The organism is Patescibacteria group bacterium, from assembly GCA_020148145.1.
In the GTDB taxonomy this organism is placed as follows: domain Bacteria; phylum Patescibacteriota; class Minisyncoccia; order Minisyncoccales; family JAHCRE01; genus JAHCRE01.
In genome coordinates this window covers 152,652-169,511 of sequence record JAHCRE010000016.1, presented here as the reverse complement: position 1 = coordinate 169,511, position 16,860 = coordinate 152,652, and the positions used below count along the sequence as shown (strand labels likewise).

The window sequence follows — 16,860 nt, the reverse complement described above, 5'->3', positions numbered from 1 at the left end:
TGTGTTTTCTCTTTATCTTTGTAATCTCTAACGGGGTGTGGTATATTTATGTTTTACAAAGTAATAAAGGAGATTGGTATATTGGTTCAACCAAAGATTTGCGAAAAAGAATTTTAACACATAATTCGGGCAAGAATAGGTCTACTAAATATGGAATCCCATGGAAACTCATCTATTATGAGGCCGGTTTAAATAGAAAGGATGCCCAAGCAAGAGAAAAATACCTTAAATCAGGAATGGGTAGAAGATATCTAAAAAATAGATTAAAATCCTTTTTCGCTAAAGGTTTCTAACGGGGTGGTAATTTCTATGCCTATGACTAAAAAAAATAAATCAAAAATTGGCATACTGGGTTATGGTGAAATGGGTCGAGCTTTAGCTAAATTCTACAAGAGTCCCCACCTTCGCAAACGCTTCGGCGGGCAAGTAAAAATAAAGGATTTGAAGAGGGACGATGGATTAAAGGGGGTAGAGGTCTTACATATCTGTATCCCTTGGATTCCTAATTTTATAAAAATAGTTAAAAAAGAAATAAAAGAAGTTAAGCCAAAGTTGACTATTATTCATTCTTCTATTGCCCCTTTCACCACAAAAAAATTGGTTTCAGCCTTACCTAAAGAACTGAAGATGATAGTTTACAGCCCGGTAAGGGGAGTTCATCCTTATCTTTACGAAGGAATTAAAACATTCGTAAAATATATTGGTACCGAGAATAAAAAAGCAGGTCAATTAGCCAAAAAACATTTAGAAAGCCTGGGAATAAAAACAAGGATATTTCAGCCATCGGTAATCGTTGAAATAGGAAAACTCTTTAGTACTTCTTATTATGGTCTTTGTATTGCCTGGCACGGAGAAATGAAAAAAATTTGTGATAAGGCCGGGGTTGATTTTGAAAAAGCGGTAACTGAGTTTAACAGAACCTATAATGAAGGATATAAAAAGTTGGGTAAGAAGAATGTTGTTCGGCCAGTTCTTTATCCTCCAAAAGGCGGCATTGGTGGACACTGTATTTGCGAAAACGCCACAATACTTAAGAAATATTGCAAGAATAAAGCCCTGAATTTAATTTTGAAATATGCAAAAAAACAAAAATAAAAAAACATTTTTAGTTACCGGTGGAGCAGGATTTATTGGATCTCATTTATGTGAAAAGCTAATAAAAATAGGACACAAGGTTGTCTGTTTTGACAATTTAAGTACCGGGACCTTAAAAAATATTTTAACAATTAAAAAAAATCCGAATTTCGTTTTTATTAAAGGAGATATAAACCAAATTAAAGATATTTCCCTTATTTTTAGAAAATATAAATTTAATGGAGTATTTCATTATGCAGCTACAGTTGGAGTAAAAAGAACTCTTGAGAATCCTTTGATGGTATTGAAAGATGCAGAAGGAATTAAAAATATCCTAGAACTATCACTAAAATATGGTAGACCCAAAGTTGTTTTTGCCTCCAGCTCCGAGGTTTACGGAGAGTCTAGAGAGCTGCCAGAAAAAGAAGAGGGAGCAATAAATCCACAGATACCTTACGCTGCCGTTAAACTAATAGGAGAAAAATTTTTAGAGGCTTATTATTATAAACATAACCTAAAAACTTGTTCTTTGAGATTCTTCAATGTTTACGGTCCTAGGCAGGACGGAAGTGATTATGGTTTTGTGGTGGGGATATTTATAAGGCAGGTTTTATCTGGTCAGTCTCCAACAGTATTTGGCGATGGGCGTCAGACAAGAGATTTTACTTTTATTGATGATAATGTAGAGGCATCTTGGCGAGCAATGAAATTAGAGAAAACCAGTGGTCAGATAATAAATATTGGTAGCGGTAGGCCTTTAACAATTTTTGATTTAGCGACCGAAATAATTAATTTAGTCGGTCTTGAAGGAAAAATTAAACCCAGATTGGTAAAGAATAGAAAAATAGATATAGACGTAAGACATCGTTTTCCAGAGGTAGGAAAAATGATTAAACTTCTTAATTTTTATCCGAAGGTATCTCTGGAGGAGGGTCTTAAAAAAATGATTGATTGGTACAAAAATGGTTAAAGAATCTTTTTTTACTTTTATTACCGAAGTTTTTGCAGCTTTTTGCGGTTTAATTACAGCCATTCTTACGGCTAGAATTTTAGGGGCTGAGGGAAGAGGAATTTTCGCATTTTTGCAGAGCCTTATTGCTGTTTCTATTCTTCTGGGCGGTTTAGGACTCAGCTTTGCTAATATCTATTTTATTAGTTCTAAAAAATATTCTTTATCTGTTCTTTTCGGGAATTCTTTATTTGTAGGTGTAATATTGGGTATTTTATTAATTGCTGGAATAGTCCTTTTAAATTTTTCTTTGCCAAATCTGTTTCAAGAAATAGCCCCCTCCTTTATTTTACTTGTTAGTTTATCTCTTCCTTTTTACTTAATTGGTAATCTTTTTCGTAGTTTGCTATTAGGCCTTCAAAGGATTTTTAGCTACAATTTAACTTTTATAATCACTCGCGTCATTACTATTGGAGCTTTTTTAGTCTTTCTTTTAATTTTTCCAGAAGTAAAAACCGCAGTCTTTATTTTGATTTTCATTGGAGTAATTGGTTTTTTGGTTGCTCTTTTTTTTCTTTTCAAAAATACCCCCTTATTAAAACCAAGAATTGATCTCTTAGTTATAAAAGATAGTATTAAATTTGGCTTGAAGGGGCAATTAGGGGATATTGCCCAGACAATGGATTTAAAATTAGGGATATTTTTAATAAACTTCTTTCTCAATCCAACAGCGGTGGGTATTTATTCAATAGCTTTATTTTTAGGGACGGCCTTAAAATTTGTTCCGGTCAGTTTAGGGACTGTTCTCTTCCCTAAAGTTTCAGCAGAGACTAAGGCCTTCGAGGCCGAAAGATTAACTAAAAAGTGTTGCCGGATTAGTCTCTTTTTTACATTTTTAATAGGAATTATTCTGGCTATTTTCGCTCCTTGGATAATAAAAATATTTTTTGGCCAAGTCTTTATGCAAGGATTATTGGCTTTAAGAATTTTAATTATCGGAATGATTGTTTCTTCTATTGCTAAGGTTCTGGGAAGTTATATTGTAGGAAAGGGTTTCCCTCAATATTATGCTATAGCCGCTTTCGTCGCCTTATTTTTTAGCTTCGGATTTAGCCTAATTTTAATTCCTAGTTTAGGAATTAATGGTTCAGCAATAGCTGCTTTAATTTCTTATTTAGTGATGGCTTTGATGTTTATCTTTTTCTATAAAAAAATTTCTATTTCCCCTTTTCGTTTGGAAAATTTGTTAATTCCTAAAAAAGAAGATTTTAGGAGTTTAAAGGAATTAATTAAACAAATTAGATATTGGAGAAAGAACCTCCATTGATTAAAGAGATAATAAAATGCCTCAAAATATCAAAATTTTAATTGTTGCCGGGGCCAGGCCAAATTTTATAAAAATCGCCCCTTTGATAGAAGAATTTAAAAAGCATCGGAATATTAAAACAGTTTTAGTCCATACTGGTCAGCATTATGATTTCGAAATGTCAAAAGTTTTTTTTCAAGAATTAAAAATCCCCAAACCTAATTATAATCTTGGAGTAGGGTCTGGCACTCATGCTTATCAAATAGGGGAAATAATGATTAGATTTGAAAAAGTTATTTTAAAGGAAAAACCGGATTTAGTAATCGTGGTTGGCGATGTAAATTCAACCTTAGCCGGAGCCTTAACAGCAGTAAAACTTCATATTCCGGTAGCCCACGTTGAAGCGGGGTTACGCAGTTTTGATCTCAAAATGCCAGAAGAAGTTAATCGACTTTTAACTGATCAAATTTCAGATTATCTTTTTGTCACTGAACCATCAGCAATCAAGAATCTTTTAAGAGAGGGCTTAGAAAGAAAAAAAATCTTTTTTGTCGGTAATATAATGATTGATACCCTTTTGAGATATAAAAATATTTTTTTGAAACGTAAAACTCTCCAGAAATTTGGATTTCGAAGAAGGCAATATGCCCTACTTACCTTACATAGACCAAAAAATGTTGATTATAAGGAAGTTTTTAGAGGGATTTTAGAGGCATTAACAGAGATTCAAAAAAGAATTAAAATAATTTACCCAATTCACCCTAGGACTAAAAAAAGAATTAAAGAGTTTGGTTTTAAAGATAAGATTAAAAGAATGAAAAATTTAATTTTAGTAAAACCAGTCGGTTATTTGAATATGCTAAATTTAATGGGAAATGCTAAATTAGTTCTAACTGACAGTGGCGGGATTCAAGAAGAAACAACGGTCTTGAGCATTCCTTGTTTAACTATAAGAAAAGTAACCGAAAGACCTATTACTTGCGAAATTGGGACAAATAAAGTAATCGGGCTTCAAAAAGAAAACATTATTAAGGAAAGTTTGAAGATTTTAAACGGCAAAACCAAAAAAGGAAAAATCCCCAAATATTGGGATGGCAAAACAGCCAAGAGAATTGTAAACATTATAAGGAAAAAATATGAAGGATAATCAAGAATATAATTACAGAAAAAGGATTTATAATGTTTATGTAAGTCAATTTTTAGAAGAGAAAAAAAGAGTTTTCCATAAAGACTTAGAAGAGAAGTTTGTAGTTCATAAAGGTTATTTTAAGAGACACTTACCCAAAGACAAAAATGCCAAGATTTTAGATGCAGGCTGTGGATGTGGTGGATTTCTCTATTTTCTACAAAAAGAAGGCTATCAGAACAGTTATGGAATAGATATTTCCCAGGAACAGATCGATACTGCCAGGGAATTGGGTATTAGAAATCTTGAGAGAGCAGACATTCTCGAATATCTTAAAAATCGTCAGAATACACTTGATTTAATTACTTTGAGAGATGTTCTAGAGCATTTTAAGAAAGATGAAATCATCCTACTTTTAGATGAAATTTATAGAGCGCTTAAGAAAGAAGGGAAAATCATTATTCTTACTTTAAACAGTGAAGGTCCCTTCTGGGGGAAGAGAAGATATGGAGATTTTACCCATGAGACAGCTTTTACTACTAAAAGTTTGGGTCAGGTTCTTAAGACCTGCGGTTTTAAAAAAATTTCTTTTTATCCTGTGGAACCTATAATTCACGGCGTAAAAAGCTTGGTAAGATTTTTGCTTTGGCGCGTTATAAGAGTATTTTTAAGGACTTATCTTCTAATAGAAACTGGGAGTCCTGGGAGTGGGATTCTAACTCAAAATCTTATTGTGGTTGGAGAAAAAAAGGAATAAATCTACTTATGAAATATTTATTAGTCTTCTCGGAAGTTTTCAGTAAAGGAGGAGGTATTCCTACCCTTAATCGACAGTTCCTTAAGGCTCTTTTCCAAATTAAAGAAGATAATCAGTACATTGCTTTGCTTTTAAATGATAAAAAAGCCCCTTCTTTATTTAAATCGAATTCAAAGATAAAATTTATTTGTTGTGGGAAGACCCCCTTAAGAGTTATAAATAAGATTATTCTGTGTATAAATTTTATTTGGTTAAACTTAGTTCAAGATCCCAGAGTAAATTTCATAGGCCATGTTAATATTGCTCCTCTTGCTCTTTTCGCTAAATATTTATTGGGTAAACAGTATATTATTATTACTCATGGGATTGAAGTCTGGGATATTAAAAGCAAGATAAAGAAAAAAGCATTTAAAAAAGCCTTTCTTATTGTCTCGGTGAGTCATTTCACTCAGTCTAAAATAAAACAACAAGTCATTTTAAAAGATAATAAATTTTTTCTTTTGCCCAACACCGTTGATGTTAATCGTCTTCAACCCAAACCGAAAAACTTAAGTTTAATAAAAAAATATAAGTTAGAGGGAAATAAAATTATCCTTACTGTCGCGCGGTTGGCTACTACAGAGAAGAATAAAGGTTATGATAAAGTCATTAAAGCTTTACCTTATATTTTAAAACAAATTCCTAATGTCAAATATCTTATTGTTGGTAGAGGTGATGATATTCCAAGAGTAAAGAATTTAGCTGTTAAACTGGAAGTGAGGGAGAAAGTGATTTTTACTGGTTTTGTGTCAGAGAAAGAATTACCAGATTATTATAATCTTTGCGATGTTTTTGTAATGCCCAGTAAGAAAGAAGGTTTCGGAATCGTTTTTTTAGAGGCCTTAGCTTGCGGAAAACCAGTAATTGCTGGAAAAAAAGATGCTTCCCGAGAACCTCTTTTAGATGGTGAACTAGGGATTTTAGTTGACCCAGATAATGTAGACGAAATTACCAATGCAATTATCAGAGTATTAAAAAAAGAAGTGCCAGAAAGATTGTTAGATAGCCGATATTTAAGAAAAAGAGCCTGTGAAGTTTATGGATTTGATAAATTTAAAAACAGAGTGAGAAATCTTATTCTTTCTTTAAAGTGAAAAACCAATATGCAAAATAAACCTTTAGTGTCCATAATTATTCTTACTCACAATAGAAAGAAAGCATGCAAAATGTGTCTTGATTCTGTATATTCCCAGGATTACCATCATAAAGAAATCATCGTAGCTGACAATGGCTCTTTTGATAGCACAGTTAATTTTCTTAAATTTCAGGCGAAAAAAAGAAAAATTAAACTGATTTTAAATAGGAAAAATAAAGGAGCTTGTATAGGAAGAAATCAAGGATTTTTGGAAAGCAAGGGTGAATACATTCTTTTTTTAGATTCAGATGTTGTTTTAGTAGATAAAAGTATAATTTCAAATGCAGTAGGGGAAATTAGTCAACACGAAAAATTAGGAGAACTTGGGGGCATTGGATTTCTTGATGAAAAATTATCCAGAACCCAACATGGATTACTAAAATTTGACAAAGGGCTTGAGATAAACCTTACTTATTTAAATCAAATCCCTCGGAAAATAAATTTTGATGTTGATTATATTCAATCCGACTTTGCTTTATTAAGGCGAGAAGTTTTTGAGAAAGTTGGAGGATTCGACCCTTTTTATTTTTACTATCCTGAGGATGTTGATTTATCTTTTCGGATAAAAAAAATTGGTTTCCAAGTCGCAATAACGCCAAAAGTGAAATTTTGGCATCAATATTTTCCCCGAAGAACAGAAATAAACCATAGTCGTTTTCATAAAAAAGTTTATTTATTCTTTAAAAATTTTTCAATATTTAAAGGTTTAGATTTTTATCTCAACTTTTTAAGAAATGGAGTAAAAAGAATTAAAAACACTTCCAACAAAATAAAGTTTTGCTTTTTAATATTGCAGTATTTTACAAGCTTTTTCTTTTGGATTTGGCTTTTTCTTTTTCTTCCTGTAATTAAAATGAGAAACCGAATAAATTTTCTTTCTGAAAACCAAAGCCTTTTTTCTCAGTTCTCTGAAAAAATTCTGCGTCTCCCTATATTATTAGAGAACAAAATTATTGCTTTTATGGGAAGTGTTTTATTTTGGATTAAAAGAAAACGTGGGAAAAGAGGACTTTATTTGTTTATCACTAATCAATGTAATTATTCTTGTGTTCATTGTTTTTTAGGTGACAGTCCTAAAATCAAAAAAAAAGAACTAACAATTCCCGAAATTGAAAAAACTTACCATTCTTTAAGAAAAAATATTGGTGGAGTATCTATTACCGGTGGAGAGCCTTTTCTAAGAAGGGATATTGTAGAGATTTGTAAAATATTTCAAGAACCTCCTTTTGTTTCAAGTATTGGCATGAATACAAATGGTTTTGCTCCAGAATTAATAAAAAATAAAGTAAATAAAATTTTAACAAATAAACCCAAGGGACAAAAATTAGTTATCACTGTTTCATTAGATGGGCTAGAAGAAACGCATGATAAAATTAGAAGACAGAAAGGTGCGTTCAAGAATGCAGTAAAAACAATTCTTTTGTTAAAAGAATTAAAACAGGATAGTCCGAATTTCAGAGTAAGGGCTCAAATTACTTTAATGGAGATGAATTATAAAGATTTTTATGATTTATTTAATTTTGTTTCTATAGATTTAGGCGTAGATTTTAGCTTTAATTGGTTCCGAGATGGAAGAGTTTATGGAGTAGACCAACATTTAATTTTTGAACCAATGTCTATTGAAAATGATCGCTTAGTTAAATTACCATCTATGGAAAAATGCGAAGAAATATGCGAATTTTTATTAGAGAATCAATGGCAGAACTTAAATATGAACTTACTTAATAAATACACTTTAGAAATTCTTAGAGATAAAAAATTTTTATTTCCCTGTGTCGCACCTGAATTAAATTTAGTTATCTATGCTAATGGGGACATTTCTTTTTGCGAATTAGTTAAGCCAATCCATAATATAAGAGAATTCAATTACGATGTAAAAAAAATATTAAAGTCAGAGAAGTGGGAGAAAATTTCTGCAGCGGTTAAAAAATGCTTTTGTATTCATCCCTGTATTCTTTCAGTAAATTTAAAAAGAAAACATTTAATAGATATTAAATTGGAGAATATACGGGAGTTTAAAAAAAATGAAAAGAAATAAATATAAATTAGCAATTTTAACCTCTCATCCCATTCCTTATCAAACCCCCCTTTTCCAGAAATTGGCCGAGCATCCTAAAATAGATCTTATGGTTTATTTTTGTTCTGACTTCGGCGTAAATAAAAAATTAGATCCTAAATTTGGAATTCCTGTTAAATGGGATAAGCCTCTTTTGGAAGGTTATTTCTATAAATTCCTTAAGAATCACTCTCCAAATCCATCTACTGAGTTTTGGGGATTGATAAATCCCGGGATTATAAAGGAGCTTTGGAGAGAGCGCTACAACGCTATTTTGGTTCATGGTTATACTTTATTCACCAGTTGGTTAGCTTTTTTTGGAGCTTGGATAACCCGAACTCCAATTATATTTCGAGGAGAAACTCTTCTTCTATCCCATCAGCCTGAATGGCGGCGAATAATAAAGAATGTCGTTCTTAGACCATTATTTCGGAGAATAAAAGCTTTTCTACCTATTGGTACTCGCAGCTCTGAGTTTTATTCATATTACGGAGTTTCTAAGCATAAGTTATTTTTAGGACCCTACTCAGTTGATAATGATTATTTTTTTGAGCAGAGAAGAAAATGGCAGCCCAAAAAAGAAAAAATTAAAAAAGAGCTTAACATTCCATTTAAGCTTCCAATAATTCTTTACGTAGGGAAAATTTATAAAATCAAGGCCCCTTTTGACCTTTTAAAGGCTTTTGAAAAAATTCAAGAAAAAGCTGCTCTAATTTTTGTAGGAGAAGGAGAGGATAGAGAAAGACTAGAAAGCTATAAAAAAGAAAGAAATATTAAAAATGTTTACTTTTTGGGATTTAAAAATCAATCAGAGCTGGGCAAGTATTACGTTGTTGCTGATATCTTTGTTTTACCATCAATAAGAGAAAAGTGGGGATTAGTGATTAATGAGGCTATGTGTTTTAGCCTCCCTATTATTACTACCGATGGAGTAACAGCCGCAGTTGACCTTGTCCGTCGGGAAGAAAATGGATTTATTTATCTCAAAGGTAATATAGAAATGCTTATTAAATATCTTAAAGAGTTGATTTCCGATTTAGAGAAGTGCAAGAAAATGGGGGAGAAGTCGTTGAAAATTATCTCTGATTGGAATTACGATGTTTGCGAAAAAGCAATTTTAAAAGCATTAGAGTTTATTTCAACCCCAAGTTTATGAAGAAAAAAATCGCTTCAGTCAAAAAGATAGAGCAGAGTCAAGATTTTTACGATATTGAACGCATGCCAGAAGCAGCATATCCCGGAACGCACAATAGTATTTTGAAAATTCTGGAAAAATGCAGCCCTGGTCAACTTTTAGATATCGGGGGTGGCACAGGACATTTTGCTAAAGCTGTTTCAAAAATGTGGAGAAGAAAAGTTTATGTAACTGAATTAAAACGAGATTACATTACTGAATCTGGTCTTGTAGTTTCAGAAGTTAATTCAGATTGTGACCCCCTACCATATCCGGATAACTTTTTTGATTATGTAACATTTATTGAGGTGATAGAACATTTAAAAAATCCTTGGTTTGCCATTGAAGAGATATCTAGAGTATTAAAACCAAAGGGAAAATTAATTCTTACAACACCTAATATCCACAATTTAAGAAGTAAAAGGCATTTTATTTTTAAAAATAAATTTCCACAATTTGAATTAGAGACTCACCCCAATCCTTACAAACACCTCCACCCTTTCACGCTTACGGAACTAAAATTGATATTAAATGAGAATAATTTTTTCATCGAAAATATTAGTTATGGTGAAGGATATAGGCAGAGAGTGCCTTGGTCTTTCTATAAGAAATTTAGAAAATCAAGGCCTGTCTGGAGAAATTTGGCAGGTTATGTCATACGTAATCTTCTTTATCTGATAAGCAAGTTGGTTTCTTTTTTATTTTATGGCTCCTTTTCAACCAAAAATATTTTTTTTGCAGTAACTACTATTTTAATAGCTAGCAAAAAGTATGCCAAGTAGTGATAAAAAACTAAAAATTTTATTTACTCAACGTTTTAGTTTTGGAGGCGGTCTTATTAGTACTCACTATATGTGTAATCATCTTGTTGGCTTGGGGCATGAAGTTGTCTGTATTTATATCAAAAATAAATTAGCTCAGGAAGAACCTCCTGCTTTAAATAACCCAAAGTATAGGGTTATCTGGTTGAAGTCCTTGTCCCTGGTATATATCTGGACTTTAATTAGATTTTTAAGGTCATATCTTAAAAATAATAAAATCGACGTAATTATTTCAACCGGACCAGAAGGAAGTTATCTCAAAAGTCTTTGTTCAAAGAATTCTATATTTCATATAGCTTCATATCATCATCCAAATCCTACTTATGTAGATGAAAAAATTTTTACACCTAAGTTAAAATACCTTAATCCCAAGAATATAGGTAAGTGGTTGCACAGATGCGATTCATATTTTGAAAGACTCTCTTTATTAAGGGCAGATGTGGTTCACTGTCTTAGTCAATATCAGAAGAAAATAACTCATAAAATTTTAGGTATTCCTAAGGACAAAATAGTGGTTATTTATTGTGGCGTTGACACAAAAAAATTTTCTTTGAATCAGAGTAAGAAAAAACCTCGGATTCTTTATTGCAGCGGATTTGTTCCCAGTAAAGGAATTGATACTCTACTTAGAGCACTTTCCATAGTAGTCAAAAAGTATAATAATGTAGTGCTTGATATTTTAGGGGGCGGGAAACGTGAACCATACATACAGACAATAGCGGATTTAGGGATAGCTGAGAATATCCGATATTACGGTCACATTCCTTATGATGAAATAAATAAATATTACCGAAATGCTTATCTTTTTGTTGCTCCCACCAAACATGAGAGTTTTGGGTTAACTATTGGGGAAGCTATGGCTTCTGGTTTGCCGGTTGTGTCTACCTCAGCAACAGCGATTCCAGAGATAGTTCAAGATAAAATTACTGGATTTCTTGTTCCTTGGAAAGATTCAAGGGCATTAGCTGAAGCTATAATCACTTTACTTAGCAATCCAGAAATGGCTAAATCCATGGGAAAAGCGGGCAGAAAAAGGGTTGAAGAAATGTTTACATGGCAAAAAACTGCTCTTCAACTAGAAAAACTAATTATTAAGCATTTATCCTTGGAAAATAACTAATTTTTATGAATATTCCTTTTAATCTAATTATTGAGAACCCACTTTTTTTATTGATTGTCCCTTCCCTGGTTATTCTATTTTTGGCCATAATTCGTCAATGGCGTATTGGTATTATCTCAATTTTTATTTGGCTTTATCTCGAAGATATTATTCGGAGACTCTTCCCGGGCCAACCTCCTCAAATAATGCTTTTGAAAGAAGTTCTCATTCTCCTTACCTATTTTGCCTTTTTTGCTACTTTTATAATTAAACAGAAAAAAATCTGGAAACCGCCTTTCTTTGCAGGGCTTTTTATTTTTGGTGGATGGTGTGTTGTGGAAGCACTGAATCCAAATTTGCCAAACATGTGGTTCGCAGCGATTGGATTCAGAAGTTATCTTTGGTACTTACCTATACTTTTTCTTGGGTATTATATGTTTTCAGAAAAAGAAAGTTTGATAAAGTTTTGTCGGATTTTGGTTTACACTAGTATTCTTTTGGCTTTAATTGCTGTTTTTCAATATATATTTTTTTATGACCTACCTTCTAGTTTTGTTCAGCCACTAGAAGCGGCTCATGAGATACACTATTTTAAAGCAGGAAAGATAAAATTAGTTCCTTCTATTTTTGGTACTGCTGAGCGCTACGCTCGATTTAGCCTTTTTTTATTTCTATTGGGATTAGGGCTTTTGTTTTATTCTGAAACCTCATTAAAACAGAGATTCCTATTATTTACCTCGACTATACTTGCCTTGCTGGGAATATTTGTTAGTGGTCGGAGAGCACCAATGTATTTATCTATAATAGGAATTCTATTTTGGATATTTATTTATTATAGATATCAATTATTAAAATTGTTTAAATTCCGGCTTAGTAGCTCCTTGATGGTTGTTTTCCTGATTTTGGTAATTGCAGGAAGTATGGTCTATTTGGGTTTTAAGGATATTAGTGAATATTTTTGGAATTCTATATCTTCAATCAAGGATCGTATTTCCCTAGCTAAAACAGAAATTGCTTTTGCTGCAGAGTTTTCTGGATTTTTTGGATTGGGGCTAGGGGTAAGGTCTCAGGGTTTACACTATATACCAGGGGGTCAAGAATGGTATGAAAAAGAGATTGCCAGCAAGAGATTGGGAATTGAGAGCGGCCTTGGTAAGGTATTATATGAATTAGGCTTTATAGGACTTTTACTTTTTATTTTCTTTTATGACCAACTATTCTTTAGTTGGTTAAGGCGACTTAAGAGATTGAGAAAGACAGCTTTATATAGTTTGGGTCTTTCCATTTGTCTATTTTCAATTCTTATGCTCCTTTGGTTCTTTAAGGGACACCAGATCTTTGGTGACGCCACAACTTTAATATTTTTCTGGTTTTTTATGGGAATATTGTTTAGGCTTAAGAATCTTTCTAAAGACTAATCTTTAAAATATGAGTGATTCTAATAAAAAAATCCTGATTAATGCTGTTTCCTCAAAAATGGGGGGAGCTTTAACCTATTTGAAAAACTTGATTCAAGAATTGGAAAAAACCGATTTTAATAATCAATACATAATTTGTTTACCATCTCGAACGGCTAAGGAAGTTAATCCGAAAAGAATTAAAATCTTACCTGTTCTCTACAGTGAGGGATCTTATTTAAAAAGAGTTTGGTGGGATCAAGTAGCTATAAGAAAAATAATAAAAAAAGAAAAGATAGATATTTTGTTTTCTATCGCCAACTTCGCCACCTTATTTTGTCCAGTTAAACAATTACTTTTAGTCAGGGGATATCTTCTCCCCATGCCTTATTTTAAAGAAATTATTTTCGCTAAGTATTCTTTTAAGAGAAAAGTTATATTTTATTTGAAACAATTTCTTGTTTATCTTTCGGCTAGATCTTCAAATTTGGTAATGTTTCCTACAGCAAGCATGGTCGAAGATTTTAAGAAATTATATAAAATTCCAGAAAAAAAAATAGTTATAAATCACTACGGTACATATTTAGAGAAATTTAAAAAAGGCATCAATATTAAAAAAAAGGATTTTCAAAATAAAAAAGTATATAAATTTCTTTATTCCACTATGTATACTGAGCGTAAAAATTTTTCAACTCTTTTTTATGCTCTTAATCTTTTAAAAAAACATGGTTTGAAGTTTCAACTTATTACTCCAGCAGATTTTAATGATAATCTTGCCAGGGCTACCTCGACTTATGAAGAAGATAAGGAACTATTAGACAATCTCCAAATTAAAGATAATATTATCTTTACCGGTAAAATCCCCTATGAAAAAATTGATAGTTTGTATAAAAAAGCTGATATATTTTTATGGCCAACTCTTACTGAGTCATTTGGTCACCCTTTAATTGAAGCTATGGCCTCTGGGCTTCCTATCATTGCTTCTGATATCCCAGTTAATAGAGAAGTATGCGCTGACTCAGCCCTGTATTTTGAACCTTTGAATCCTGAAGATTTAGTGGATAAAATAAAATTAGTTATCGCTAATACTAAACTGCGTGAAAAATTAATAGAAAAGAGTCGAGAACGGTCAAAATTATTTCGCTGGGAAGCCCATGTTAAAAGATTATTATCAATTTTTCAGCGATTAAGTAAAGCCAATAGCTAAAAGGCTTTAGGAAAAAACTGGCAATAATTAAAACTATGAACAATATATCCAAAAATCATGGTAAGTCAATTCATTAAGAGTATTTATTTTGGCACTTTTGCTAAATTATCAATTTTCTCTTTGTGGTGGCACAAATTATTTTCTTGTAATAAATACCGTAATACCTGGTTGCATCTTGGTTCTGGTCAAAAGTATATTGAGGGAATGGTCAATATAGATGGAAATATTTTTCGAAAGAAGGATATTTGGCTTGATCTTACTCTTGGCCTGCCTTTTTCAGATAATAGTATTGAGGGTATTTATACTTCCCACACCTTAGAACATTTCAAAATTAAACAGTTAGGTAGGCTTTTGACTGAATGTTATCGGGTGTTAAAACCAGGTGGCTGCCTGAGAATAGTGGTTCCCTCTCTCGAATATGCAATTGAAGCTTGGAATAACAAGGCAATTGACAAATTAAGTGAATGGCCGCATAAATTTAATTCCATAGGTGGCAGATTCAACAATTTCACGCTCTGCGATAATCAACATTTTCTTATGTTTGATTTCTCATTTCTTCAAGAGCTACTATCTGAAGCAGGGTTTGTTAATATTGTACGTTCTCCTGCCCATAAAAGTAAAAAGTTTTCTCTCGCTCATATGGAATATGAATATAATAATGATGACTCGTTGGATTCCTCGTTATATGTAGAATGTAGTAAGCCAAGGTAAAGAGACCAATTATGAAACAAGTTAATTTATCAATTTTAATTCCCACTTTTAATGAGAAAAAAAACATTAAATATGCCTTAGAAAGTGTAAGATGGGCTAATGAGATTTTTATAGTCGATTCTTTTAGCACTGATGAAACTTTGGAAATCGCCAAAACCTATCCCAACATAAAGATCTTTCAGCACCCTTTTGAGAACTATTCAAAACAAAAAAATTGGGCCCTGGATAATTTACCTTTTTCTAACGACTGGATTTTCATTTTAGACGCTGACGAACAAATTACCTCTCAACTCAAACAAGAAATAATTGAGAAAGTTTCCAAAAAGAATAATAATATTCGAGGTTATTATGTTAACCGAAGATTTATATTTTTAGGAAAATGGATTCGGCACTGTGGCTGGTATCCATCTTGGAATATAAGACTGTTTAAAAAAGGTAAAGCAAGATATGAGGAAAGAACTGTTAATGAACATATGATAGTTCAAGGAGTCGTTGGTTATCTTAAAAATGATATGATTCACGAGAATCATAAAGATTTAGCAGATTGGCTACGAAAACATAATAGGTATTCCACTTTAGAAGCAGAGGAATTTTTTAAGACAAAAAAGACTAGTTTAAAACCTTCGTTTCTTGGTGAACCGGTGGAAAGAAAAAGAGCATTTAAAGAAAAATTCTGGTATAAAATTCCTTTCAGGCCTTTTGTATTATTTATTTATTTGTATTTTATAAAATTGGGTTTTCTTGATGGTAGAGTAGGTTTTATTTTCTCTTGCCTTAGAGCTATCCAACAGTTTCACATTGATCTTAAAATAAAAGAACTAAAAATTAAAAAGGAAAATGAAAAAATTTAAAAATTCATATATCCTAGCTACATTAGTCCTTTTAGTTGTCTTAGGAGTAATTATTTTTCGGATTAAAGAAGCTTCTAGAAAATACTTTGAATTATCTGTTGACCCCAAAATCCATGATGACTATGGATTGGCTTTTCCAATAACTTATGAATTTTCAATTCCACCAGAATCTTCAAATTTAAGTGTTTATAAAAGACATACAGAAAGTCAAGAGTGGCAACAAATTTCCGAAAAAAAGAGCACTGATTTTTTTAATGGTATTGAAGTAGTAAGATTTGATTATCCCCAAAATAAAGTCCGCCTTTCAGTAGCCTTTGATGATTCAAGTGACAAAATTCAGTTAAAAATTACTGACAATTCAGATCAAATAGTAAATTCAAAATATTTGGGAATTCCAAAATATTATGACAACCGAAAAGCAGCAGTAGTTGTTGTAGGGGATGATTGGGGGCTTTGGGGCGCGAAGGATAAAGAAAAAGATCCAATTGATTTTAAGGCCGCCTTTGATGTTTTCGCTGCTGATGGTATTTGGTTCACTCCAGCAGCCACAACTCAAAAAGGGGTTTTGCAATCTGATTGGCAGAGTTTACAACGCAAGATTGATCAAGGATATGTTGAAGTGGCTGCCCATTCAAGAACTCATCCTTCCTTGCCTTACGATGATTATGATTCCGAAATAAGAGGTTGTAAAAGCGATATAATTGACAATCTCGATCTATCTTATAAAAATGGAGATAAAGAATATGTTTATGCCTGGGTGAGGCCTTATGGCCAAGGAAATGATATAGTAAGAGCAAAACTTGGAGAAAATAAATTTCTTATTGATAAATTATCCTGTTGTTTTATTACAGATACTTTCACGAAATGGGATTTTAAAAACGGACTCTATAAACCAACTGGTTATTCTATTTATTTAGAAAAAAGTAGTTTAAAGGAGGCTAATAAAAAATTTGATGAAATAATTAAACAGGGAGGAATTTATTCTATTTATATGCATCCTTATAACATTAATTGGGAAAAAAATTCTTGGGAGCGACAACACTTTGATTATATTAAAAATAAAGCCGATCTTTGGTATACAGGGCTTGGGTATTTATATATGTATCATTTCGCTCGAGAAAGAAATATTATTTCTGTTTCAGTAATTAATTGATTTTA

16 protein-coding genes are annotated in these 16,860 nt (G+C 32.0%); all 16 read left to right on the top strand.

Translation table 11 applies throughout. From position 1 onward, the window contains the following. Positions 1-35: 35 nt before the first annotated feature. The 16 genes from KJA15_02895 to KJA15_02820 are packed head-to-tail and all read left to right on the top strand — an operon-like array spanning position 36 to position 16,855. Positions 36-293 carry a GIY-YIG nuclease family protein gene (locus KJA15_02895; protein MBZ9572250.1) on the top strand — a complete coding sequence of 86 codons (258 nt, stop codon included), beginning with the start codon at positions 36-38 and terminating at the stop codon, positions 291-293. Positions 294-309: 16 nt separating this feature from the next. Further along, a complete protein-coding gene (locus KJA15_02890) occupies positions 310-1,095 on the top strand; it encodes a hypothetical protein (GenBank protein MBZ9572249.1) in 786 nt (261 codons plus the stop codon). Continuing rightward, complete coding sequence (locus KJA15_02885; GenBank protein MBZ9572248.1) at positions 1,076-2,044, top strand: GDP-mannose 4,6-dehydratase; 969 nt, start codon at positions 1,076-1,078, stop codon at positions 2,042-2,044. The genes KJA15_02890 and KJA15_02885 overlap by 20 nt, the downstream gene beginning before the upstream one ends. Next, a complete protein-coding gene (locus KJA15_02880) occupies positions 2,037-3,350 on the top strand; it encodes a flippase (protein MBZ9572247.1) in 1,314 nt (437 codons plus the stop codon). The genes KJA15_02885 and KJA15_02880 overlap by 8 nt, the downstream gene beginning before the upstream one ends. A gap of 16 nt (positions 3,351-3,366) precedes the next feature. After that, positions 3,367-4,476, top strand: coding sequence for a UDP-N-acetylglucosamine 2-epimerase (non-hydrolyzing) (wecB, locus tag KJA15_02875; protein ID MBZ9572246.1), 1,110 nt, complete (start codon positions 3,367-3,369; stop codon positions 4,474-4,476). Then, entirely contained in the window at positions 4,466-5,212 is a 747-nt protein-coding gene (locus KJA15_02870) for a class I SAM-dependent methyltransferase (protein ID MBZ9572245.1), read from the top strand. Before wecB ends, KJA15_02870 begins: the two co-directional genes overlap by 11 nt. An 8-nt stretch (positions 5,213-5,220) precedes the next feature. Next, a complete protein-coding gene (locus KJA15_02865) occupies positions 5,221-6,345 on the top strand; it encodes a glycosyltransferase family 4 protein (GenBank protein MBZ9572244.1) in 1,125 nt (374 codons plus the stop codon). Between the two features lie 9 nt (positions 6,346-6,354). After that, positions 6,355-8,424: a glycosyltransferase gene (locus KJA15_02860; protein ID MBZ9572243.1), complete on the top strand. Its 2,070-nt coding sequence runs from the start codon at positions 6,355-6,357 to the stop codon at positions 8,422-8,424. Further along, positions 8,411-9,598, top strand: a complete 1,188-nt coding sequence (locus KJA15_02855) for a glycosyltransferase family 4 protein (protein MBZ9572242.1) — start codon at positions 8,411-8,413, stop codon at positions 9,596-9,598. The genes KJA15_02860 and KJA15_02855 overlap by 14 nt, the downstream gene beginning before the upstream one ends. Beyond that, a complete protein-coding gene (locus tag KJA15_02850; protein MBZ9572241.1) occupies positions 9,595-10,398 on the top strand; it encodes a class I SAM-dependent methyltransferase in 804 nt (267 codons plus the stop codon). Before KJA15_02855 ends, KJA15_02850 begins: the two co-directional genes overlap by 4 nt. After that, a complete protein-coding gene (locus KJA15_02845; protein MBZ9572240.1) occupies positions 10,388-11,557 on the top strand; it encodes a glycosyltransferase family 4 protein in 1,170 nt (389 codons plus the stop codon). Before KJA15_02850 ends, KJA15_02845 begins: the two co-directional genes overlap by 11 nt. A 5-nt stretch (positions 11,558-11,562) precedes the next feature. Further along, on the top strand, positions 11,563-12,954 hold the full coding sequence (locus tag KJA15_02840; GenBank protein ID MBZ9572239.1) for a hypothetical protein: 1,392 nt from the start codon (positions 11,563-11,565) through the stop codon (positions 12,952-12,954). Positions 12,955-12,964: 10 nt separating this feature from the next. Continuing rightward, a complete protein-coding gene (locus KJA15_02835; protein ID MBZ9572238.1) occupies positions 12,965-14,140 on the top strand; it encodes a glycosyltransferase family 4 protein in 1,176 nt (391 codons plus the stop codon). Between the two features lie 57 nt (positions 14,141-14,197). Then, positions 14,198-14,851, top strand: coding sequence for a methyltransferase domain-containing protein (locus KJA15_02830; GenBank protein MBZ9572237.1), 654 nt, complete (start codon positions 14,198-14,200; stop codon positions 14,849-14,851). Positions 14,852-14,862: 11 nt separating this feature from the next. After that, the gene (locus KJA15_02825; protein ID MBZ9572236.1) at positions 14,863-15,702 is read left to right on the top strand and encodes a glycosyltransferase family 2 protein; all 840 of its coding nucleotides are present in this window, start codon (positions 14,863-14,865) and stop codon (positions 15,700-15,702) included. Continuing rightward, on the top strand, positions 15,689-16,855 hold the full coding sequence (locus KJA15_02820; protein MBZ9572235.1) for a hypothetical protein: 1,167 nt from the start codon (positions 15,689-15,691) through the stop codon (positions 16,853-16,855). The genes KJA15_02825 and KJA15_02820 overlap by 14 nt, the downstream gene beginning before the upstream one ends. Positions 16,856-16,860: the final 5 nt, after the last annotated feature.

Coding starts and splice junctions, on each gene's coding strand:
- KJA15_02890 (MBZ9572249.1), top strand. CDS start 310: ATGCCTATGACTAAAAAAAATAAATCAAAAATTGGCATACTGGGTTAT.
- KJA15_02885 (MBZ9572248.1), top strand. CDS start 1,076: ATGCAAAAAAACAAAAATAAAAAAACATTTTTAGTTACCGGTGGAGCA.
- KJA15_02880 (MBZ9572247.1), top strand. CDS start 2,037: ATGGTTAAAGAATCTTTTTTTACTTTTATTACCGAAGTTTTTGCAGCT.
- wecB (MBZ9572246.1), top strand. CDS start 3,367: ATGCCTCAAAATATCAAAATTTTAATTGTTGCCGGGGCCAGGCCAAAT.
- KJA15_02870 (MBZ9572245.1), top strand. CDS start 4,466: ATGAAGGATAATCAAGAATATAATTACAGAAAAAGGATTTATAATGTT.
- KJA15_02865 (MBZ9572244.1), top strand. CDS start 5,221: ATGAAATATTTATTAGTCTTCTCGGAAGTTTTCAGTAAAGGAGGAGGT.
- KJA15_02860 (MBZ9572243.1), top strand. CDS start 6,355: ATGCAAAATAAACCTTTAGTGTCCATAATTATTCTTACTCACAATAGA.
- KJA15_02855 (MBZ9572242.1), top strand. CDS start 8,411: ATGAAAAGAAATAAATATAAATTAGCAATTTTAACCTCTCATCCCATT.
- KJA15_02850 (MBZ9572241.1), top strand. CDS start 9,595: ATGAAGAAAAAAATCGCTTCAGTCAAAAAGATAGAGCAGAGTCAAGAT.
- KJA15_02845 (MBZ9572240.1), top strand. CDS start 10,388: ATGCCAAGTAGTGATAAAAAACTAAAAATTTTATTTACTCAACGTTTT.
- KJA15_02840 (MBZ9572239.1), top strand. CDS start 11,563: ATGAATATTCCTTTTAATCTAATTATTGAGAACCCACTTTTTTTATTG.
- KJA15_02835 (MBZ9572238.1), top strand. CDS start 12,965: ATGAGTGATTCTAATAAAAAAATCCTGATTAATGCTGTTTCCTCAAAA.
- KJA15_02830 (MBZ9572237.1), top strand. CDS start 14,198: ATGGTAAGTCAATTCATTAAGAGTATTTATTTTGGCACTTTTGCTAAA.
- KJA15_02825 (MBZ9572236.1), top strand. CDS start 14,863: ATGAAACAAGTTAATTTATCAATTTTAATTCCCACTTTTAATGAGAAA.
- KJA15_02820 (MBZ9572235.1), top strand. CDS start 15,689: ATGAAAAAATTTAAAAATTCATATATCCTAGCTACATTAGTCCTTTTA.